Genomic DNA, 20705 nt, shown 5'->3' on the forward strand with positions numbered 1-20705 from the left:
TGTCAGGAAGTTCATTTTATTTTTATTTGTACCACCTTGTTATTGGCGATGAACGCTAGTTGAAATATAGAATAAGGGTATCCTTTTAAAGGACACCCTTATTTCCTTATGCGTTTGTTTTTAGAAGAGAGCGGGCCTCTTTAGCAGCTTGAACCATATGCTCTAAAGCAGGTATAACTTCTTCTGTTCTTCTTGTTTTTAAACCACAGTCTGGGTTAATCCAGAAGTATTTTGGATCACATACTTTTAAGGATTGTTCTACAATTGTATACATTTCATTTTTACTTGGAACACGAGGGCTATGAATATCATAAACTCCTAAACCGATCCCTTTTTCATATGTTGTATGTTCTAATGTATGAATAAATTCGCCATGACTTCTTGATGTTTCGATAGAAATAACATCGGCATCTAATGCACGAATTGCATCTACGATATCTTCGAAGTTACTGTAACACATATGTGTGTGAATTTGTGTTTCATTCGCTACAGAAGAAGTTGCTAGAAGGAATGATTGAACAGCCCATGTAATATATGCGTTCCAATCTTTTTCTTTTAGCGGCATTCCTTCGCGAAGTGCTGGTTCATCGACTTGAATAACACGGATACCGGAAGATTCAAGCAATTTAATTTCATGACGAAGTGCTAATGCGATTTGGTAAGAAACTTCTTTTCGTGAAATATCATTCCGAACGAATGACCAGTTTAGAATGGTCACAGGACCTGTTAACATGCCTTTTACAACTTTATCTGTAAGGCCCTGGGCATATGCGGTTTCTTTAATTGTCATCCCATTAATAAAGGCAACATCACCATAGATTACAGGTGGTTTTACACAGCGAGAACCGTATGATTGAACCCAACCATTCTTAGTGAAAGAGAAACCAGCAAGTCTTTCGCCAAAGTATTCTACCATATCAGTTCGCTCAAATTCACCATGAACGAGCACATCAAGGCCGATTTCTTCTTGATATCGAATCCATTTTTCAGTTTCTTTTTCAATAAATTGTTCATATTGTTCATTTGTAATGTCACCGCTTCGCCATTGTTTACGCGTTTGACGAACTTCAGTAGTTTGCGGGAAGCTACCGATTGTTGTTGTTGGAAGTAGCGGTAACTGTAATGCTTCTTGTTGCAAAGCATAACGTTGTTCAAATGGAAGAGGACGAGAGAAATCCTCTTCTTTAAGGGTTGCTCTTGCTGTTTGTACATCTTCACGATTACGTGCAGCTGAAGATCGAATTGCTTCATGAGCGCTACGGTAAGTAGCTAATTCCGTACTAACACTTTCTGCACCCTCAGAAAGCGCGCGTTTAATAAGTGTAAGTTCTTCTAGTTTTTGATTTGCAAATGCAAGGGCATCAAATAGTTCTGTTGATAAGTGTGTTTCTTCCGTTTTATCAATTGGAGTATGTAATAAGCTACATGAAGGCTGAACGATCCATTCTTTCGGTGTAATGTGATCTTGTAATGTTTTAAATAAAGAAAGGACTTCGTCAAGATCAGCTCTCCAAATGTTACGGCCATCTATACAACCGACTGCTAAAATTTTATCGGATGGGAATCCATACTCTAAAACTGTGTTTACATTACCTTCTTTACCGTGAACAAAGTCCAATCCAATGCCGGATACAGGAAATGTAATAATTTCTTCATAGTTCTCTTCTACACTATCAAAATAAGTTTGTAAGACAAGAGTTGCATTTGGAACGCTTTTACGAATTGTCGCGTAAAGTTCTTTCGCCTCTGCTATTTCTTCTTTTGTTAAAGATGCAAAAATTGGTTCATCAATTTGGATGAGTTTTGCACCAGCTTCGTGTAATTCAGTTAATAGCTGTACATAAGGAGCAACTAGTTGATTTAAAATAGTAGCAAATTGCTCTTGTTTATATCCTTTTGCTAATTTTAAGAATGTATAAGGTCCTAATATAACTGGTTTTCCATCAACGCCTAATTCTTGTTTTGCTTCTTCGTATAAGCGAAGTGGTCGATTGTCTTTTAAAGAAATCTCCAATCCTTCTTCATATTCTGGAACAATATAATGATAGTTTGTGTTAAACCATTTTGTCATTTCGGAAGCAACGTGATCTTTAGAGCCACGTGCCATTGCAAAATATACATCAAGATAAGAAGTGAACTCTGAAAAACGAGATGGAATAAAGCCAAGCATGTAGGCTGTGTCCAGCACATGATCATAATATGTAAAGTCGCCAATTGGAACTAAATTGATTCCTTTTTCTTGCTGAGCTTTCACATGTTGAAGACGAATTTCTTTCATTGTTGTTGAAAATTGCTGCTCATCAATCTTATTTGACCAAAAAGCTTCCAACGTTTTTTTCCATTCTCGGTGTAATCCAATTCGTGGATACCCTAAATTACTTGTTTGAATTGCCATTTAAAATTCCTCCCTAATTGAAAGTAAGCATTTCCGTTTACTCGGAAATACATGTAACGAAAAGTATAAAGGTACAGAAAATAGCCCTCTCTTCTCGTTCATAACACCTAATCATCATCCGTGAGTCTATCAGTGTTGTTAAAATAGGCAGGTCTCTTGGCTTATGCTTCATATGACTTCTTTCACCTTCCCGTTTTCACAGTGGTATAGAAAAGAAGTCTCTGCACTTACAGTGGCGGGACCGCGTTGGAATTTCACCAAACTTCCCTTTTCAACACGAACTCAGAAATGTCGTGTACCTATTTTCCTTTTGAAAGGAATTTAACAAGCGAATATGATATTGAAACAAATTCTAACATAATTTTTTGAATTTTGTCTACTGTTTTAAAATAAGAATATTCATAAAATCATGACTTTCATCATTATGAAAATTATGATTTTATAAATGGGATGGAATCAAAGGTTCTATGTTTGTTTTCAACATGAATGATGAGGATTTATGTCTAAATAAGAGAGAAGAAATAATAAAGAGCATAAGGCGGTGGATGGTAGGGAGAATGATCAGTGAGGAAAATCCCCACTGATCAAGTGTCAATTTACATTCATTCCTATTTCTGAAAGGCGACCAGCACTTGCATCTTTATGGAGTTCATTTAACCAACGTAATTCAACAGTAATATGTTCAATAACACTGTTGAAAATATAAAGCTGTGCACGCGGAACATTTTCCTTGCTATGTTCGTATATGGATTGCATCGTATGTAAATATTGAATCGTGTCATCTCTCTTTTTTTCTAAAATAGGAATGATTGTTTTTTCATCACCAAAATGAGAGAAGGATAGTGCTGAATAGATTGGTTTATATATTTGGTTTTTTGCCTCGAATTGCTTTAAAAGCAGTGTATGGAAAAGTTCTCTTCCAGTTTCAGTTATATGGAAAATTGTCTTATCTGGTCGATTTGTATCTCGTACAACATTTGTAACCGCAATTGCCCCGTGTTTCTCCAATTGTTCAAAGGCGTAATAGAGGGATCCTTTTGCGTATTTAATATAACAATTCATTTGTCGTTCTTTCATTATGTGCTGCACTTCATATGGATGTTTATCTCCTTCGAGTAGCAAGCCGAGAATGACTAATTTCATGCTCACGCTGTCTCAACTCCTGTAATATAAACTTTATACATATTATAAACGGTATATCTCTTTATCGAAAGAGATATACCGTTTCATTTTGGCGTGTATTAACTTACTTGTTTCTGTTTTTTCTTTGTTCCCGTTAAGAGACGTTCTTTACCCATCAGTATAATACAGATAATACTTAGAACAGCTGGGATAAGCGCCCAGAAAAATGTATCGGCAATAGATGTCCCAAGTGCTTGTTTAATTCCATCCAATATTTGAGGTGGAATTTTTTCAGTAGCATGTGGTGACAATAAAAAGCTTGTGTCTCCACCTTTTGGTACCATTTTTGCTAATTCTGGAGGGAAAACAGCTTTTAATTTATCAGTGAAAATCTGATTTTGAATTGTACCGAAAATTGTCACACCAAGAGTCATTCCAAGAGAACGGAAGAAAGAGTTTGTTGATGTAGCAGAGCCGCGATCTCTCATTTCTAAATTGTGAATAGAAGACATACTTAAAACAGAGAATGAGAAGCCAACTCCAAGCCCAGTTAGAATCATAAAGATTGTTACGAGTGTCCGTGATGTTTCTAGTGTTAATGTGCCAAGTGAATAAATCCCAAGTACAAAGAAAATTCCAGATACGATCATAATGTTACGGTAACTTGTTCGAGACGCCAATTGTCCACCTACTTGACTTCCGACTACAGAACCGACCATCATTGGTGTTAAAATTAATCCTGCATTAGATGCTGAACCGCCAAGAACGCCTTGGACAAAGATTGGAATGTAAACTGTACAAATAATAAAAGTTGCTCCATAGAAAAAGGCAACACCTTGGCTCGCTGCAAATAAACGCTTTTTAAATAAATGGAAAGAAATAATTGGCTCTGTTGCTCGTCTTTCTACGAAGAAGAAGATAATAAGCATAATAGCAAAAGTAGCAAATAAGCCAAGAATCATATTAGAATTCCAAGCATATTCCTTACCACCAAGTTCTAGAGCAAACATTAAGCAAACAATGCTTATTACAAGTGTAATGGCACCAGTCCAATCGATTTTTTGTTTTCTATATTGTAGAGATTCTTTGTAGTACTTCGAGATGAAGAAGAAGGAAATAAGCCCTAATGGAATATTGATATAAAAGACCCAGTGCCAACTTATATAATCAGTAATATAAGCACCTAATAAAGGACCGAATACGCTTGATGTTCCAAAAACTGCTCCAAATAGTCCAGTCATTTTCCCTCGTTTTTCCGGCGGGAATATATCATACATGATTGTGAATGCAATTGGCATTAAAGCGCCGCCACCAATTCCTTGAATCGCTCTATAGATACTTAACTGTTCAATACTTGCTGCTGTACCGCAAAGAATAGAACCAAGCAAAAAGAGAAGCAACCCACCGATATAAAAACGTTTACGTCCATACATATCAGATAACTTCCCGAAAATCGGCATCCCTGCCATTGTTGCTACCATATAAGCTGATGTGACCCAAACAAATTTATCAAATCCTCCTAGGTCTCCAACAATTGTCGCCATGGCAGTGGCAACGATTGTATTATCCATTGCTGCCATTAAAATACCAAGTAACAATCCAGCAACAACAAACTTTGTTTTACTTACTTTGTTTTGAGATGCTTGTTCTTGCAAACATATTCCTCCTTTTATATAAGATCAACTGTTCTGTAGGAAAATCTTATTGGTAGTTCGTACTTTAGCATGTCTTTATGTATGACTATGATTTCACTATTTCTTTTATAAGAGAAGATAGTGCCATAAAGAAAAGCATAAATCATATTATAGTCAAATTTGACTAAAAGGCAAATTTTTTACTTTCTAGTTTTTAATATTGAAGAAACAAAAGGAAGTTATTGAATGATAGAGTGATAGCTATTTAAAATGGTTTTTTAATCACGTTGTCGAATAAGATAAAGAAGAAAGATAAAAATGTTGAAGACGTATATTTTTATTGGAATAAATAAGGGAATGCTTTAAGGTGAACGAATTGGAGAAGGGTGGTTTATTATTTAGTGAAGCAGAATAAATTTGTACAGATAATACCATCTGGAATGAGGTGAATTGTGATTGTGAAAATGTGGGAAATAAGTCTAGATAAAGAATTGTTTCCGTGGTCTTTACAACCTGTTATGTGGATGGAAGGTGGTTCTAAAGAAGTTACGAGCAAACAGTCTAATCCAAATGTAGCAGTAATATTACAAATTCGCAGTAAAAAAGAAAAGTGTTTTTCACAAGAAGTTGTTTATGATGTACATGAAATTCTTTTTATTCAATTAGAAGTTGAAAACATAGGAAACGAAGAAATTTCTCGCGTAATCGTTAGTCATATGATTCGTGATCATTTTGCATATATCCCTAATACATTACAAACGAGTAAAGGGACGGGAGAGTTTTTATTCCAACTTGTAAGGTGGAGGATTGATGAATTACTACCAGGTGAAAAAGCTCAATTAATCTGTCAGGTCAAAGCATCACGTATACAAATCCCGTCTCATATTTCGTTACGTGCTACATACACATTTCAGCAGAAGGGCCGATTATATGGACCACTTCAAACAAAAGAAGCAATATTGATACAACAATAAAAAGGAATCCCGGGACGTGGGTTCCTTTTTTAATGCAAATTATGCTTCTTTAGTAATTCTTTTTGTTCTAGGCCTTTTTTTCCTACATAGTTATTTTTATATCCGAAGTATAAAATAAATAAGAAAGAAGCAACATTTATGATAGCATCAATTTGGTCATTTGTAATAAAAGAAAGCCCGAATGATTCAAATAATAGCTTTAATGATAAGAGAAATCCGGCTAAAAAACGAATGACGTCTGGAATATTTTCTCTTTGTAACATCTTTTTCTCCTTTCGGTAATGGATATATATTATATAAATACAAATTGAAAGACCGACATAAAACCCTTTTTAGGTGGGAGAGAGCATCTGGTCATGCAGACCCTTTTCCTGCCCCATACCAAGTTAAAACAAAGAGAGAAAACAAGTAGCGGTCACTTTTCGTTCTCCATAGCATCGATTTATATGTTGGAAAATCAAAATAGATATATACTATATATATGAAATAGAAAAGAAAATGAATACAAGTTTAAGAGAGAAAATGTACGGAAAATACGTACATTTTTGTTTTGTAAAAAAATATTATTGATATAGAAGCATACAGTATGATTAGTAATGCAAGATGTATAGATGCTCAATCCTTTTTGCTTTACTTATAATTTATATTATATAAAAGGTATTCAATTATTATTTTAGACGGTAACTTATCCGGGAGAGCGAAAATCATTAGAAGAGCTATGAAATAAAGTGAGAACTCAATCGTATAACATAGAGATTTAATAAATAGAGAATTATAAAAGTTTTTTCGTAACAATTCCATCTCTTTTGTTACAAAAAAATGATATATTGTAACAAAAGTCTTTAAAAATAGATTTAAACATCATATAATTGTAATGGATGTGTCAATACATTTTGCACAATGTTTTTTTATTTAAAAGTGTAGGGGAAACAATCTCTACACTTTTCCTTTTGAGGGAACAAAAAGAATATTTGTAAATTGTTGCAAGTGAACCTTTACACTGTGTAAAATGAACAAGAAAAGATTGATAGAAAGAGAGAAAGGGAATGGTAGAATGATAGACGTGAGGAGCCGACGATCGCCTTTGATCAGGTGGCTAGTTATAATTGCTATTGCAACTAGTGCTATCGCGGCGGGGTTTTTCATATTTCAATCCTTTACATCACCTGCAAGAGCTGTAGCCACTCAGGTAAACCCAATCCAGCTTGCTAGTGAACAGGTAAAAGTTGAGTTGGATAAAAAAGCACCGGTGAAATTTAATGGGGAAGTACGCAAAGTTGCATACTTAACTTTTGATGATGGGCCGAGTGAATTTCAAAAAGAAATTTTAGATATCTTAAAGAAAAATGAAATAAAAGGAACATTTTTCATGATTGGTGGAAACATCCCTTCTCATACAGAGAGTGTGAAACGTTTAGTAAAGGAAGGACATTATCCAGGTGTTCATAGCATGACACATGATTATGCCAAACTGTATAAACAAGGACAGTTTGTAGAAGAGATGAAACAAGCGCAGAAAATTGTGAAAGATGTTACAGGGATGGAACCTAAGCTTGTTCGTTGCCCGTACGGAAGTATGCCAGGGCTTAATCAAGCATTGCGGGACCAAATGGCAACAGTAAATATGAAAGAATGGGACTGGACTATTGATTCTTTAGATTGGAAATTACCAGGGAATCCAAATGGTGTAGTACAAAATGTCATTTCAGGGGCTAAACAAGAACGTGAAGTCATTTTAATGCATGAAAAAAAACAAACTGTACAAGCATTGCAAACAATTATTGATGATCTTCGTAAAAAAGGGTATGAGTTTGAAGTGTATGAAGAAGCTGCTCATTTTCCATTGAATTTTTGGCATGATGATCGTATATAAGTAGGAGGAAAAGAAGTTGAAGTATAATAAAATAGCAATTGTAGCGGCTTTATCTATGACATTATTAGCTGGTTGTTTCGGACCAAAACCAGAAGAGGAATTATATGTAGCATTTGAAAATGCTGCGAAGCAAGAAAAGCCAATGTTTGAAGACGCGAAAAAATTAGAGGCATTAGAAAAAGAAGGCCAAACATTATACGGTCAAATCGTGCAAGAAGGAAAAGATAATAATCAAGCTGTGAAAGAAAAATTAGATCAAGCAATGAAAAATACAGCAGAACGTAGAAAAGTAATTGATAAAGAAAAAGAAGCATTAAACAAAGCACAAGAAGAAGTGAAGTCGGTTGATAAATATGTGAAAAAAATCGAGAATGGTAAGCTAAAAGAACAAGCAGACAAAGTAAAGAATACTTACGAAAAACGATATGAGTCTTTTAAGAAGATGTATGACAACTATAGTAAATCATTAAAGTTAGAAAAAGAATTATTCACAATGCTTCAAGATAAAGGAGCAAAATTAAAAGATATTAGTGAGAAAGTAAAAACGGTGAACCAATCTTATAAAGATATTGATGCTGAAAAAGATAAGTTCAACGAATATACAAAATCATATAATACAGAAAAAGTAGCATTTTATAAACAAGCGAACATTAAAATAAAAGAAGAGAAGAAATAAAGCAGGTTGGCCATTATGGCCAAGCCTGCTTTATTTCTTTGTATACGTACGCCGATACCAAGGAATTGGTTCGCTTAATTTTTTTTCCTGTTTTAGCGCTTCCGGCCCAATATAATCTTGAAGCGCTTTTTTTGCTACTGCTAAAGAAAGAGTTGTTTTGGGGTTTCTATAGGAAGATTCAAGGCTACCGAGATGTGGGAGAGTACTGAAATCATCTTTTGTAGGAGGGATATGGAAAAAATAGTCACCTAACCGAACGAGAACATCTGATTGTTGCTGACTAAAACGTGGATTCCTAGAGAAATGTAATCCTTCTTTTATTGCTTTCTTTTCACTAATTAAACGTTCTAAAGCAATCTTTTTCAACCAATATAAATATTTAGGATTTGTAGCAGCTTTGGCATGCCGGTTCACAATGAAAATAGATTGAGCCAATTGATCAATAGAATATTGTTTGTGTGATTGAGACTGTGGTTGTGAAGGTTTCATAGTGGGACCCCTTTCTAGTTTTTCAATATTATAGCATAAATAAAAGTAGTTTTTATTATATACAAAAAATGATTGTATACATTTTCAATATTAAAGCAATATTGTTACAAAAAACAACTATTTTGTATAATAGTGATAGGAATGATTTCTAGAAATTTGATAATGAAAGAGTGAGAAGTGTGAAAGATATATTGAAACAGCAATATGCCATTATTGATATTGGTTCAAATACAATGCGATTGGTGATTTATGAAAAACAAAATGGAGGCTTTTATAAGGAAGTTGAAAATACAAAGGTTGTTGCACGATTAAGAAATTATCTAATAGATGGTGTGTTAATACAAGAAGGGATGGATATACTGCTGCAAACATTACTTCAATTTCAAGAAAGTACAAGGTATCACGGATTACATAATGTGCTTTGTGTTGCGACAGCAACAATTAGACAAGCAAAGAATCAAGAAGAAATAAAAAAACTTGTAGAAGGAAAAACTGATTTTGTGCTTAGGGTGTTATCTGAATATGAAGAAGCACGCTATGGTTACTTAGCTGTGATGAATTCAACTTCTTTTACAGAAGGAGTTACTGTCGACATAGGTGGGGGAAGTACAGAGGTTACATATTTTCGGGACCGAGAAATTGTAGAATATTATAGCTTTCCTTTTGGAGCGCTTTCTTTAAAACAACAATTTATTCATCGTGAGACACCAACCACAGAAGAATTAGAAGAATTAAGAAGATATCTATGGTATCAATTTCAAACGTTACCTTGGTTAAAGGAAAAAAGACTACCTCTTATTGCTATAGGTGGGAGTGCTCGAAATATGGTGAAAATTCATCAAAATGCAATTTCTTATCCGATAGCAGGTTTGCATTTATATAAAATGAAGGAAGCAGATATAAGGGATGTGAGAGAGGAACTAGAAAGTCTTTCTTTTACAGAATTACAGAAGTTAGATGGGTTAGCAAAAGATCGAGCTGATACAATTATTCCAGCGATAGAAGTATTTTATATGCTAACAAATATTATACAAGCCCCGTCATTTGTATTAAGCAGAAAAGGGTTACGAGAAGGTGTTTTCTATGAGGAACTTACAAAAAAATTAGGTATTTCTTATTATCCAAATGTAGTAGAGGAAAGTTTACACTTATTGTCCTATGAATATGAAATGGATATGAAATTTGTCGTTCAACTTATTAAGCAAGGAACGTTAATTTGTACACAACTTGAAGAGTCTGAAATTATTTATTTTTCAGAAAAAGATTGGGGTATATTTTATCAAGCTGCCAAAGTATTTAATATCGGGAAATACATAGATACAGAAGCAAGCCGTCTGCATACATTCTATTTATTGGCGAATAAAACAATCGACGGCATGATGCATAAAGAACGTATTAGACTTGCACTCATCGCATCTTATAAATCGAAAATGCTATTTAAACAGTACTTAGCACCATTTGAAGGTTGGTTTGATAAGAGTGAACAGAAAAAAATTCGATTGTTAGGGGCAGTTTTACAATTTTCAGCTGCTTTAAATGTGAGACAAAGGGCGCTTATTGAAAAGATTAACGTGGAAAAAAATAAAGAGAAGCTTGTATTCCGCATTGTTTGTAAACAATCAGCTTTAGCAGAAAAGGTACAAGCAGAAAAGCAGAAAAAGCAGTTAGAAAAAGCATTGAAGATGAATATTGATTTAATATTTGAAGAGGAATATTAAGTTGTACGGATGTCTTTACAAAAGTTTTACACTTTAATAAATTGGAATTTGATACAATAAATGTAACTAAATTATATTGAAAAAGTTTCAAGGGAAGTGTGAGGGGAAATGGAATTGGAATTGATGAAGGAAAGCCCTGTAAATTTGAATGATACTGCTTACTATAATAACCGTGAATTAAGCTGGCTTGCTTTTAATGAACGTGTGTTACAAGAGGCACAAGATGAAAGTAATCCACTTTTAGAAAGATTAAAGTTTATTAGTATTTTTAGTTCAAATTTGGATGAATTTTTTATGGTACGTGTTGCTGGATTAAAAGATCAAGTAAAAGCGGGCTTCAATCAACCAGAAAATAAGGCTGGATTAACACCAAAACAGCAGCTAAATAAAATTGCTACGAAAGCTCATGAATTGATGACAGTTCAGTATAATACATTTAAAAATACTGTGCTGCCAGCGCTTGAAATGGAAGGTATTGAGCCGTTAATATTTCAAGATTTAACGAAAGAGCAACGTGAGTTTATTGAAGAATATTTTGACGAACAAATTTTCCCAGTCTTAACGCCTGTAGCGATAGATGCATATCGTCCGTTTCCGATGCTTTTAAATAAAAGTTTAAACTTAGCTACTATTCTCTATGATGAGAAACAGGTAGAGGAAGAGAACAGAACAAAGCTTGGTATTGTCCAAGTGCCTTCATTACTCGAGCGTTTTATTTTTTTGCCAAGTGAAGATCAAAAGCATAAATTTATTTTATTAGAAGACGTAATTAGTAGTTTTACTCATAAATTATTTACAGGATATAAAGTATCCTCGGTCACTCGTTTTCGTATTACGCGTAATGCGGATTTGACAATACATGAAGAGGGTGCACGTGATTTATTGAAAGTAATTGAAAAAGAGTTAAAAAAACGTAAGTGGGGGGCGGCTGTTCGTTTAGAAATTGGAAAAGAGCATGTAGATGAAAGAGTTTTAGCTTTATTATATGAAGTGTTAGAGGTAAAGGATGAAGATGTATATATGATGGAGGGACCATTAGACTTAACATGTTTATTTTCCTTATATAAAAAATTAGCACCTTTATATGAACATCTTGTTTATCCAGCTCTTATTCCGCAACCGCCTGAAGATTTAGACGATGAAGAAGATGTATTTGAGAAAGCAATTGAGCACGATATTTTATTGCATCATCCATTTGAATCTTTTCAGCCAGTTGTTGATTTTGTGCGTGATGCGGCAGATGACCCGAATGTGCTGGCTATAAAACAAACGTTATATCGTGTAAGTGGAGATTCTCCGATTATTCAGGCATTAAAGACCGCAGCGGAGAAGGGGAAACAAGTAACAGTGCTTGTTGAATTAAAGGCTCGTTTTGATGAAGAAAATAATGTCCATTGGGCAAAGGAACTTGAACAAGCGGGTTGCCACGTTATTTATGGTGTAAGTCATTTGAAAACACATAGTAAAATTACACTTGTTGTACGGAGAAAACACGGAAAAATTGAAAGATTTGTACATTTAGGGACAGGAAACTATAATGATGCGACTGCAAAGCTATATACAGATTTTGGCTATATTACATCCCGAAAAGATTTTGGAGTAGATGCAACAAATTTCTTTAATTATTTGAGCGGTTATACAACGAAACCTCATTTTCATCATTTGTCAGTGGCTCCTTTTGATATACGTCAGCAATTTATGGAGCTAATAGATGAAGAGATTCGCTATCATAAGCAATATAGTAATGGACACATTATTGCTAAGATGAATTCATTAACAGATAAACCGTTGATTCAAAAGTTGTATGAGGCATCGCAGGCTGGAGTGAAGGTGGAACTTATCGTGAGAGGAACATGTTGCTTACGCCCTGGTATTCAAAATGTAAGTGAAAATATTAGGGTGATTAGTCTTGTTGGGCGCTACTTAGAACACAGCCGTATTTATTATTTCCATCATAATGGAGATGAAAAAATTTATTTATCTTCCGCTGATTGGATGACAAGGAATATGGAAAAGCGAGTAGAAATATCTTTTCCAATTCTAGGTCTTGAAATGAAAGCAAGAATAAACGCAATATTACAGCTTATTTTAGCAGATAATGTAAAAACGCGTGAACAAAACAAAAATGGTGAATACTATTATGTAATCAATAATAGTTCGCAAGAGATTGATAGCCAAGTGAAATTATTTAAGATGGCTTATCAAAATACTGATGTAGAGTAATGTTTTGTATATATGAAATAGTTAATAATAACTTATGAGTAAGTACCTAGTACTAAGATTATAAGGATATTATATATGAATACAAATTGAAAAAAACGACATAACTCCTTTTTTTAGGTGGGAGAGAGCATCCAGCTATGCATAGGAGCGGTCAATCCCACTTCCTGCCCCGTGCAACGGTAAAACAAAGAGAGAAAACGAATGCAGATCACTTTTTGTTCTGTATAGCAGTGGATTACATATTGAAAAATCAAAATAGATTCATATAGAAAAAATGATTGATGATAAAAAAGATGATCAAATAAAATTTCAATTAATAGAAATGAATGAAAAAAGCCTCTTATATAAATAAGGAGCTTTTTTCATAGTTTTTGTTTATATCAATAATAATACGGCTGGCATGGCCCTCCGTAACAAGGAAACGGTGTTGGCGGATATGGAGGATAGTAAGATGGTCTAGGACCGAATGCTAATGCTCCGCCAAGTAAACCGCCAGCAAGTCCTGCTAAGAATGGAACACCGAAGAAGGGTAAGAAGCGTGAGTCACTTACTGGGCCAATGGGTCCTGAACGAACTAGATAGGGCTGAGGATATGGGTACATGTACAAACCTCCTTTATTGGACTCATTGTTATCATATGGTGAAAAAGTATGGATGAGCGAGTACAAGAAAGGATATATGAGAAAATAGGCAATTATAGGTTACAGGTGCTGAAGGGTGAATACTGTAATTTCAGGCCTGGACAAAAAACGAAATGGAACACGTGTCCTTCCAAGACCGCGATTTACATAAAGGAGTAATTCTTGAATATGATAAAATCCCTCAATGTAATGTTTTGCTAGTGCTGGGGTAATGATCGCTCCTAAAAAGGGAAGTTGTACTTGTCCACCATGACTATGTCCAGAAAGTTGGAGGTTTACTGGGAAGTTTGCAATTTTAGGTGCTATATCAGGTTCATGTACGAGCACAATTGTATATAGCTCTTTTTGCACATGGTGTAATGTTTCCTCGATTTCTGGTTTGCCAAGAAGCATGTCATCGATTCCGAAAATAGAAATTTCACTATTATCGAATAAACGAATACGTTTTTCGGTATTTTGTAATACTTCAAAACCTGCATCACTCATAATTTGACTATAGTATTCGGTTCCATACCCACCATGATCATGGTTTCCATAGATTGCAAATTTACCAAAGGGTGCACGAATATTTCGCAAAATTGAAGAAACAAAAGGAGTTTCGCTATATGTTTGGTAGTCATCGATTAAATCACCAGTAAAAAGGACAATATCAGGCGCAGCACTATTTATTTTTGAAACGATTGTTGAAAGGTGTTGGAGAGAAAAATAGTACCCTAAATGTAAATCACTAAATTGGACGATTTTCATACCGTGAAAGTTTTTGGGAATAAGTGGAGAACGAAGGGTGTGATGTGTGAAAGAAAGAAAGTTCGGCTCTATATATTTTGCATAGTAATAGCCGAGACCAGCTGTAATACAAGTATAGAGACAAGTGCGTATTCCTGTTTTTATAAAGTTTCTTCTCGTTATTTGTTTCATAGGAATATGAGCGAACCTATAGTATACAAAAGGAAGTTTATAAGATATACAGGCATTATAGGTCACTTGGCTCTCCTTTCCGTTTATTTCTTGTTCTAGAATTATATTTTGAGATATCGAAAAGTAGTATATATAAATACAAATTGAAAAACCGACAAAAAACCTAATCTTTAGGTGGGAGAGAGCATCCGGCCATGCATAGAAGCAGTCAGATTTTTTTCCTGCCCCATGCTAAGTGAAAACAAAGAGAGAAAACAAGTGCGGATCACTTTTTGTTCTGCATAGCAGTGGATTATATGTCGAAAAATCAAAATGGATTTATAGAGATTATAAGAAATATGGCAATGAAAGTGATTTACTTATCTAAAGATATCAGAAAAATTTAAAAATATAAAGATTTCTATGAAATAAAGTGGTAAAATGAATATGTATTCATTTTTGGGGAGGGGAAACTTTGAAAGAAAAAGTAGCGATTATAACAGGTGGTTCAAGCGGAATGGGAAAAGGGATGGCAGCTCGTTTTGCAAAGGAAGGAGCACGCGTTGTTATTACAGGGCGTACACAAGAAAAGCTGGAAGAAGCGAAAAAAGAGATTGAGCAATTTTCAGGACAAGTATTGACAGTACAAATGGATGTTCGAAGTATAGAAGATATAAAAAATATGATTGAATATGTTGATGAAAAATTTGGACGCATTGATATTTTAGTAAATAATGCAGCAGGTAATTTTATTTGTCCTGCAGAAGATTTATCGATTAATGGTTGGAATGCGGTTATTAATATTGTGCTTAACGGAACTTTTTATTGTAGTCAAGCAGTAGGGAAGTATTGGATTGAGAAGGGCATAAAAGGAAATATCATTAATATGGTAGCAACGTATGCATGGGATGCAGGACCGGGTGTCATTCATTCTGCTGCGGCGAAAGCAGGTGTGTTGGCAATGACAAAAACGCTCGCTGTTGAGTGGGGGCGTAAATATGGTATTCGCGTCAATGCAATTGCTCCTGGACCAATTGAACGAACAGGTGGTGCGGATAAATTATGGATTTCAGAAGAGGCAGCCAATCGTACACTGCAAAGCGTCCCGCTTGGTCGGCTTGGTACGCCAGAAGAAATTGCGGGTTTAGCTTTTTATTTATGCTCTGATGAGGCAGCATACATAAATGGAACGTGTATGACAATGGATGGTGGACAGCATTTGCATCAGTATCCATTTTAAAGGGATTATATAAAGTGAAACGTGGTACTGCCCATGAATGCGAGGTAAAATGTGACGGATTTGTGACATATGAAAGAAAAGTGTTTACAATAGGTTTTTTATAAGGTATATTTAAGACCTCTTTTTTCTTCATAGTAGAATTGCTAATTCCCCTTAGCATTTTACCCCTCTAATCCCTTCAGGAAAACTGAAGGGATTTTTTATTATTTTTCTATACATACGGTGTTATAATTTTTGAAAAGTAAAGGGAGGGAAACATTTTGGTAGATGCATTAGATGTGATGAGTAATTTAGATAAAGTCCTTCCTTATTATCAAGCTATTTTTAGTGCTGATGAGCATACAGTAATTGGATATGAGGTAGTAGGACGTATCCAAACGGAAGAAGGGATACAAAGTCTTTCTTCTTTTTTTCATGATGATTCCATTCCAGGTGAATTTCAACTAGAGGTGGATAATGTCATAGTAGAAAAAGCATTAGAACGTTACTTGGAAACAGATCAAAAATTTTTATTGTTTATACATCGGGGTGCGAACATATTAATGAATGATGAAGATGAAAGTTTACTTCATTTGCTATTAATGTATGAAAAAAAAGGATTGAATTTAGGGAATATCGTTTTAGAAATAACAGAGCATGATTGTAAGGAAGATATAGAACAATTTAATCACTTACTTATGTATTACCGTACATATGGCATTCAAATTTCAATTAATAAAGTAGGGACAGGTACGAGTAATCTAGAACGAATTAGTGTGCTGGCACCTGATATTTTAAAGGTGGACTTAACGAATTTAAGACAAACTGCACTTTTACAATCTTATCAAGATATTTTATATTCTTTGTCTTTATTAGCGAGAAGAATTGGTGCGACATTATTATATGAAGAAATTGATGCTTTTTACCAACTGCAATACGCTTGGAAAAATGGTGGAAGATATTATCAAGGGAATTATTTAAAAAAATGTTTACCTGATTTTATTGAAGCGGATATTTTAAAAGAACGTCTGGGTAATGAATGTCATCAATTTATTCAACATGAAAAGAAAAAACTACAAAAAATTTATCAATTAACGGAAACATTGCGTGATCAAGTTGGGAATGTTTTATCTAAGCAGAAAAAGAATGAAGACGTTAATAATTGGTTATTGCATTTTAGTCAACATGTATCGCATTATAGTTTTCGAATCTTTATTTGTAATGAAGACGGCTTTCAGCAATCAGGAAACATTATGAAAAAAGATGGTGAATGGATTGTTATGCCAGAGTATTATATGAAAAATTGGAGCTGGCGTCCGTATTTTTTAGAAAATATAATGAAAATGAGATTTGAAAATAAAGCAAGACTCTCTGATTTATATGCAGATATAGAAACAGGAGAGATGGTACGAACGTTTTCCTTTCCAATTGATGATGAACATTTTTTATTTATTGATTTGTCCTATGAATTTTTATACGAAGAAGATGTTTTATTTTAATGCACGAAGCAATTCGTGCATTTTTTTGTTTGTTTTTAGCATAAATTGGTAATAGTGAAAAAGATGGCAAAAATGCTGTCTATCATTGTAAAGATTTTACGAACGAAACCATCCCTTTCTTTACATAATCATTGTTACAATGAATACTACAAAGACAAGCTCTGTTAAAGGAAGGTGAAAAAATGAGGAAATATGGAATTTGGTTTGTTCTATTTTTATGTGTTGCCTTTCTAGTTGGGTATAGTGTTACAACGGTTCTTGGTAAAGAAGAAATAAAAGTGGATCGAAAAGAAGTGTTTACAACCATTCAAAAGGGATATGAGGTACAATTTTCAATTCGTGGGAAGCATTTATCAATGGGGAAGATGTATGATGTACTATCACCTTATTTTACAAATAACTTTCTTCAAGTCTTTACAGATGAAAATAGTAACGGTGACAAACAAAGCGGTGAACATTTACTTCCTACAAAAGAAGCTCCTTTTTCTTTTACTTCTCAAACAAAGTTAGCATTTGACGAAGAACATGGGCTTTTATACGTATATGAATGGGTGAAAAATGAACAATATCAAATTATTACGTTGCAAAAGGAAGAAGGAAAATGGAAATTAGCTGGTTATCATGAGAGTCAGGAGCTTTTAATAGAAATGAAAAAATTACAAGAGTTGAAAGAAAAGGAATAGGTGAATCATTGCCTATTCCTTTTCTAGATTTAGTAACTGTTGTAATTTTTCAATTTGAAAACCAGAGACAACTTCCCCATCAATGACAACGGTTGGAGTTGAGTATGAGTTATAGTCATATAAAAGACGGTTGCGAGCAGCGCTATCCTTTTTGACATCAAATTCCTTGTATGTTATATTGTTGTGTTTTAAGAATTCTTTTACAATGGTACATGGTGGGCAATCTGGTTGTGTATAAACCTCTATTTTTTTCATTATAAATCCTCCTCTTTTTCTGCTTTTTATTATATTCCGCAGCTACAAAAACCGCAATAAAGGAAGAAAAAAGATTTCCTTTTTGCTTTTTACTTCTTTTTTCGACAAATTTTAGTTGAGTTTCTCGTCAAGAAGCTTTATCCTAGAGTGTGGAACATTTTTTCTGTTATGACGGATAGAATGAGTATAGCTGTAAAACCTATTGATAGGAAGATTAGAGAAAGGGGAGATTTCATGTCTCTACTCCAAGGAATTTTAACTCGACTTGTTAGTCTACAAGAACAAGCTGAAAGCGGTGAAGTAGCACAACGCTATTTTGAAGTGAACGGTGAACGCAAATGTAGCGTGAAATTTTTCGATAAAAGTGAAATGTATGAGTTAGAAGTGTATCAGCAAGGCGAAAAGCCACAAGTGTATCAATTCGATAATATTGATATGGTTGCAATTGAGATCTACGATATTATTTCTTGATACATACAAAAAAGGTACCGCGAGAAGCGGTACCTTTTTTGGTGATTTTAATAATAACTTCATTCTTCATTAATGGGTAGTAAGAGGATAAGGAATTAAAGAAGATATGTGGAGATAACGATCTGTAAAAGCTTAATGGAAGTTTCACTTTATATGTATAAGATTTTTTGGTTCTTCCTACACTGGTATTAAAAGTTTGAAGGGAATGTGGAGTGTGGAACGATTACCAATTGTTGTTTGTCCAAAATGTCATATGTCATTTGAAATTGATCGTGTGCTAACAGCTCAGTCTAATCAGAATGTAATTTATACTTGTCCAGCATGTAAGTATTCCATCCGAAATATAGAAACAAGTAAAGGATAATAAAGTCATATTTTCCTCTTTTGTCCCATACAATGAGAATGCAAAAAGTCTGTCTAATCGAAGGGACGTGACTATGTGGACGGTGAGCATCCATTTTATAATGTATCAGAGAGGAATATGAATTTTGAAACGGTGTTCTCACGCATCTGTAATTTTATTAAAAGAGATCCACGCAATTTATATCGACTGTCTATTGGAACTGATTCACAAGCACATCAAAAATATACTCGTTTTATTACGGCAGTGCACATTCATCGTGTTGGGAAAGGAGCATGGGGATGTTTAAAACATAAAGCAGTACATAAAAGACCACCTACCTTACGTGAGAAAATATATTTAGAAACACAGTTTAGTCAAGAAGTCGCCTGTTTGTTTACACCGGAACATATAAGGCGGGTATGGGAGATTTTACATCCATACGCTCATGAAGGAGCTGGATTTGTAATGGAAATTCACTTGGATATAGGAAATGATGGATTAACAAAAGAATTTATTTCGGATATGACAATGAAGGTGAAGGCGATGGGGCTGACTGCAAAAATTAAACCTGATGCTTATGCAGCTTTTAGTTATGCAAATCGATATACAAAGTAAAAAACTGAATTTTTATCTATTAAACTAAGCAGATATTTTATATAATAAATAATAAGAAAAAAGCATAAGGAGAGGAGTATATGCAGACGAAAGTTACTTTAACAAACGAAGAAAAAAGCTTGCTGTTAGATATTTTATTTCGTCAAAACTACGCTACTGAAATTCTAGCTGTTGAGCTTACAGATATTGAAATTGGTTTAAAAAAAGCGGATATTTCCCAATATAGAAGAATTACAAGGTTGTTTAATCGATTAAAAAATGAAGGATACTAAGAGCTACCATAAAGGTAGTCTTTTTTTTGTGTTCTATGGTAAAATGAACTGTGTATCATTATTTTTTGTTGTAATAAATAAGGACAAAATAATAATATGAAAACGCTATCATAAGATATGAGTAGAAATGGGAAATAAAGTGAAACTTTTAGCCGTGGATATGATTAACTTCGAACAGTAAGGTTCTTATGAATAGTCTATTGGAGATCATGTTAGCAGGAAAAAGGGAGAAAAAGTGGGGGATATAAAATGATTAGTATTCCGAAAGATGAGTTTCAACAAGTTCTTGTAAAGGATTTAATGATTTCATCAGAAAAAGTTGCACATGTTCAAATTGGAAATAGCTTAGAACATGCTTTACTTGTTCTTGTAAAGTCTGGATATTCTGCAATTCCTGTTTTAGATCCCATGTATAAATTGCATGGATTAATAAGTACTGCGATGATTTTGGATGGTATTTTAGGGTTAGAACGCATTGAATTTGAAAAGCTTGAGGATATGAAAGTGGAGAATGTAATGAAAAAGGACATTCCGAATCTTGGACTTGAAGATTCATTTGCTAAAGCGTTAGAAATGACAATTGATCATCCATTTATTTGTGCTGTAAACAATGACGGGTACTTTGAAGGAATTTTAACAAGGCGTGCTATTTTAAAATTGTTGAACAAAAAAGTAAGACAGTATAATCGATAAAGAAGGGTAAGCG

21 protein-coding genes and 1 riboswitch are annotated in these 20705 nt (G+C 34.1%); of the genes, 13 read left to right on the forward strand and 8 right to left on the reverse strand.

The window, feature by feature from the left end:
- Window positions 1–106: 106 nt before the first annotated feature.
- The 3 genes from metE to ACM6HU_RS08535 all read right to left on the reverse strand — a co-directional run bounded on the left by metE (window position 107) and on the right by ACM6HU_RS08535 (window position 5172).
- Window positions 107–2395 carry a 5-methyltetrahydropteroyltriglutamate--homocysteine S-methyltransferase gene (metE, locus tag ACM6HU_RS08525; protein WP_016116103.1) on the reverse strand — a complete coding sequence of 763 codons (2289 nt, stop codon included), beginning with the start codon at window positions 2393–2395 and terminating at the stop codon, window positions 107–109.
- A 128-nt stretch (window positions 2396–2523) separates the two neighbouring features.
- Window positions 2524–2713: riboswitch (cobalamin riboswitch) on the reverse strand.
- A gap of 273 nt (window positions 2714–2986) precedes the next feature.
- Window positions 2987–3544, reverse strand: coding sequence for a PadR family transcriptional regulator (locus ACM6HU_RS08530; RefSeq protein ID WP_016116102.1), 558 nt, complete (start codon window positions 3542–3544; stop codon window positions 2987–2989).
- A 92-nt stretch (window positions 3545–3636) separates the two neighbouring features.
- Window positions 3637–5172, reverse strand: coding sequence for an MDR family MFS transporter (locus ACM6HU_RS08535; protein ID WP_016116101.1), 1536 nt, complete (start codon window positions 5170–5172; stop codon window positions 3637–3639).
- 437 nt (window positions 5173–5609) lie between these two features.
- Here ACM6HU_RS08535 and ACM6HU_RS08540 point away from each other — a divergent pair, with 437 nt between their 5' ends.
- Window positions 5610–6125: a hypothetical protein gene (locus ACM6HU_RS08540; RefSeq protein WP_414848129.1), complete on the forward strand. Its 516-nt coding sequence runs from the start codon at window positions 5610–5612 to the stop codon at window positions 6123–6125.
- A gap of 29 nt (window positions 6126–6154) precedes the next feature.
- Here ACM6HU_RS08540 and ACM6HU_RS08545 read toward each other — a convergent pair whose 3' ends face one another.
- A complete protein-coding gene (locus ACM6HU_RS08545) occupies window positions 6155–6388 on the reverse strand; it encodes a phage holin (protein ID WP_016116099.1) in 234 nt (77 codons plus the stop codon).
- A 791-nt stretch (window positions 6389–7179) separates the two neighbouring features.
- Between ACM6HU_RS08545 and ACM6HU_RS08550 the strand changes: the two genes are divergently transcribed.
- The gene (locus ACM6HU_RS08550; RefSeq protein ID WP_016116098.1) at window positions 7180–7998 is read left to right on the forward strand and encodes a peptidoglycan-N-acetylglucosamine deacetylase; all 819 of its coding nucleotides are present in this window, start codon (window positions 7180–7182) and stop codon (window positions 7996–7998) included.
- A 55-nt stretch (window positions 7999–8053) separates the two neighbouring features.
- Window positions 8054–8674, forward strand: a complete 621-nt coding sequence (locus tag ACM6HU_RS08555) for a YkyA family protein (RefSeq protein WP_044880878.1) — start codon at window positions 8054–8056, stop codon at window positions 8672–8674.
- Between the two features lie 30 nt (window positions 8675–8704).
- On the opposite strand, the gene ACM6HU_RS08560 is transcribed toward ACM6HU_RS08555, so the two are convergent.
- A complete protein-coding gene (locus ACM6HU_RS08560; RefSeq protein ID WP_016116096.1) occupies window positions 8705–9163 on the reverse strand; it encodes a YkyB family protein in 459 nt (152 codons plus the stop codon).
- A gap of 179 nt (window positions 9164–9342) precedes the next feature.
- On the opposite strand from ACM6HU_RS08560, the gene ACM6HU_RS08565 reads away from it, so the two are divergent.
- Together ACM6HU_RS08565 and ACM6HU_RS08570 are read left to right on the forward strand one after the other, a co-directional pair.
- A complete protein-coding gene (locus ACM6HU_RS08565; RefSeq protein ID WP_016116095.1) occupies window positions 9343–10881 on the forward strand; it encodes a Ppx/GppA family phosphatase in 1539 nt (512 codons plus the stop codon).
- Window positions 10882–10995: 114 nt separating this feature from the next.
- Window positions 10996–13104, forward strand: a complete 2109-nt coding sequence (locus ACM6HU_RS08570; RefSeq protein ID WP_016116094.1) for an RNA degradosome polyphosphate kinase — start codon at window positions 10996–10998, stop codon at window positions 13102–13104.
- Between the two features lie 380 nt (window positions 13105–13484).
- Here the strand turns inward: ACM6HU_RS08570 and ACM6HU_RS08575 are convergent, their stop codons facing one another.
- Together ACM6HU_RS08575 and ACM6HU_RS08580 are read right to left on the reverse strand one after the other, a co-directional pair.
- Window positions 13485–13706: a hypothetical protein gene (locus ACM6HU_RS08575; RefSeq protein WP_003208297.1), complete on the reverse strand. Its 222-nt coding sequence runs from the start codon at window positions 13704–13706 to the stop codon at window positions 13485–13487.
- Window positions 13707–13805: 99 nt separating this feature from the next.
- Entirely contained in the window at window positions 13806–14663 is an 858-nt protein-coding gene (locus tag ACM6HU_RS08580) for a metallophosphoesterase (protein WP_033671486.1), read from the reverse strand.
- Between the two features lie 454 nt (window positions 14664–15117).
- Between ACM6HU_RS08580 and fadH the strand changes: the two genes are divergently transcribed.
- From fadH to ACM6HU_RS08595, 3 genes are all read left to right on the forward strand, one after another.
- A complete protein-coding gene (gene fadH, locus ACM6HU_RS08585; protein ID WP_016116092.1) occupies window positions 15118–15882 on the forward strand; it encodes a 2,4-dienoyl-CoA reductase in 765 nt (254 codons plus the stop codon).
- Window positions 15883–16142: 260 nt separating this feature from the next.
- Window positions 16143–17360, forward strand: a complete 1218-nt coding sequence (locus ACM6HU_RS08590) for an EAL-associated domain-containing protein (RefSeq protein WP_016116091.1) — start codon at window positions 16143–16145, stop codon at window positions 17358–17360.
- 182 nt (window positions 17361–17542) lie between these two features.
- Window positions 17543–18043 carry a DUF3993 domain-containing protein gene (locus ACM6HU_RS08595; protein ID WP_016116090.1) on the forward strand — a complete coding sequence of 167 codons (501 nt, stop codon included), beginning with the start codon at window positions 17543–17545 and terminating at the stop codon, window positions 18041–18043.
- 12 nt (window positions 18044–18055) lie between these two features.
- Here ACM6HU_RS08595 and ACM6HU_RS08600 read toward each other — a convergent pair whose 3' ends face one another.
- Window positions 18056–18298 (reverse strand): glutaredoxin family protein, encoded by a 243-nt coding sequence (locus tag ACM6HU_RS08600; RefSeq protein WP_016116089.1) that lies wholly within the window; start codon window positions 18296–18298, stop codon window positions 18056–18058.
- Window positions 18299–18532: 234 nt separating this feature from the next.
- Here ACM6HU_RS08600 and ACM6HU_RS08605 point away from each other — a divergent pair, with 234 nt between their 5' ends.
- From ACM6HU_RS08605 to cbpB, 5 genes are all read left to right on the forward strand, one after another.
- Window positions 18533–18769, forward strand: coding sequence for a YkuJ family protein (locus ACM6HU_RS08605; protein WP_000055151.1), 237 nt, complete (start codon window positions 18533–18535; stop codon window positions 18767–18769).
- A gap of 214 nt (window positions 18770–18983) precedes the next feature.
- Entirely contained in the window at window positions 18984–19133 is a 150-nt protein-coding gene (locus ACM6HU_RS08610; RefSeq protein ID WP_077293847.1) for a hypothetical protein, read from the forward strand.
- Window positions 19134–19208: 75 nt separating this feature from the next.
- Complete coding sequence (locus ACM6HU_RS08615) at window positions 19209–19727, forward strand: ribonuclease H-like YkuK family protein (protein WP_016116088.1); 519 nt, start codon at window positions 19209–19211, stop codon at window positions 19725–19727.
- 80 nt (window positions 19728–19807) lie between these two features.
- Window positions 19808–19999, forward strand: a complete 192-nt coding sequence (gene abbA / locus ACM6HU_RS08620; RefSeq protein WP_016116087.1) for an antirepressor AbbA — start codon at window positions 19808–19810, stop codon at window positions 19997–19999.
- Between the two features lie 249 nt (window positions 20000–20248).
- Window positions 20249–20692, forward strand: a complete 444-nt coding sequence (gene cbpB, locus ACM6HU_RS08625; protein WP_003199926.1) for a cyclic-di-AMP-binding protein CbpB — start codon at window positions 20249–20251, stop codon at window positions 20690–20692.
- The last annotated feature ends 13 nt before the right edge of the window (window positions 20693–20705 follow it).

The organism is Bacillus sp. IT-79MI2 (assembly GCF_949768135.1).
Lineage (GTDB): Bacteria > Bacillota > Bacilli > Bacillales > Bacillaceae_G > Bacillus_A > Bacillus_A pseudomycoides.

Bases quoted from the DNA above. Each gene is read 5' to 3' on its own strand.
- metE (WP_016116103.1), bottom strand. From the start codon at position 2,395: ATGGCAATTCAAACAAGTAATTTAGGGTATCCACGAATTGGATTACAC.
- ACM6HU_RS08545 (WP_016116099.1), bottom strand. From the start codon at position 6,388: ATGTTACAAAGAGAAAATATTCCAGACGTCATTCGTTTTTTAGCCGGA.
- ACM6HU_RS08550 (WP_016116098.1), top strand. From the start codon at position 7,180: ATGATAGACGTGAGGAGCCGACGATCGCCTTTGATCAGGTGGCTAGTT.
- ACM6HU_RS08555 (WP_044880878.1), top strand. From the start codon at position 8,054: ATGACATTATTAGCTGGTTGTTTCGGACCAAAACCAGAAGAGGAATTA.
- ACM6HU_RS08560 (WP_016116096.1), bottom strand. From the start codon at position 9,163: ATGAAACCTTCACAACCACAGTCTCAATCACACAAACAATATTCTATT.
- ACM6HU_RS08575 (WP_003208297.1), bottom strand. From the start codon at position 13,706: ATGTACCCATATCCTCAGCCCTATCTAGTTCGTTCAGGACCCATTGGC.
- ACM6HU_RS08580 (WP_033671486.1), bottom strand. From the start codon at position 14,663: ATGAAACAAATAACGAGAAGAAACTTTATAAAAACAGGAATACGCACT.
- ACM6HU_RS08595 (WP_016116090.1), top strand. From the start codon at position 17,543: ATGAGGAAATATGGAATTTGGTTTGTTCTATTTTTATGTGTTGCCTTT.
- ACM6HU_RS08600 (WP_016116089.1), bottom strand. From the start codon at position 18,298: ATGAAAAAAATAGAGGTTTATACACAACCAGATTGCCCACCATGTACC.
- ACM6HU_RS08605 (WP_000055151.1), top strand. From the start codon at position 18,533: ATGTCTCTACTCCAAGGAATTTTAACTCGACTTGTTAGTCTACAAGAA.
- abbA (WP_016116087.1), top strand. From the start codon at position 19,808: ATGCAGACGAAAGTTACTTTAACAAACGAAGAAAAAAGCTTGCTGTTA.
- cbpB (WP_003199926.1), top strand. From the start codon at position 20,249: ATGATTAGTATTCCGAAAGATGAGTTTCAACAAGTTCTTGTAAAGGAT.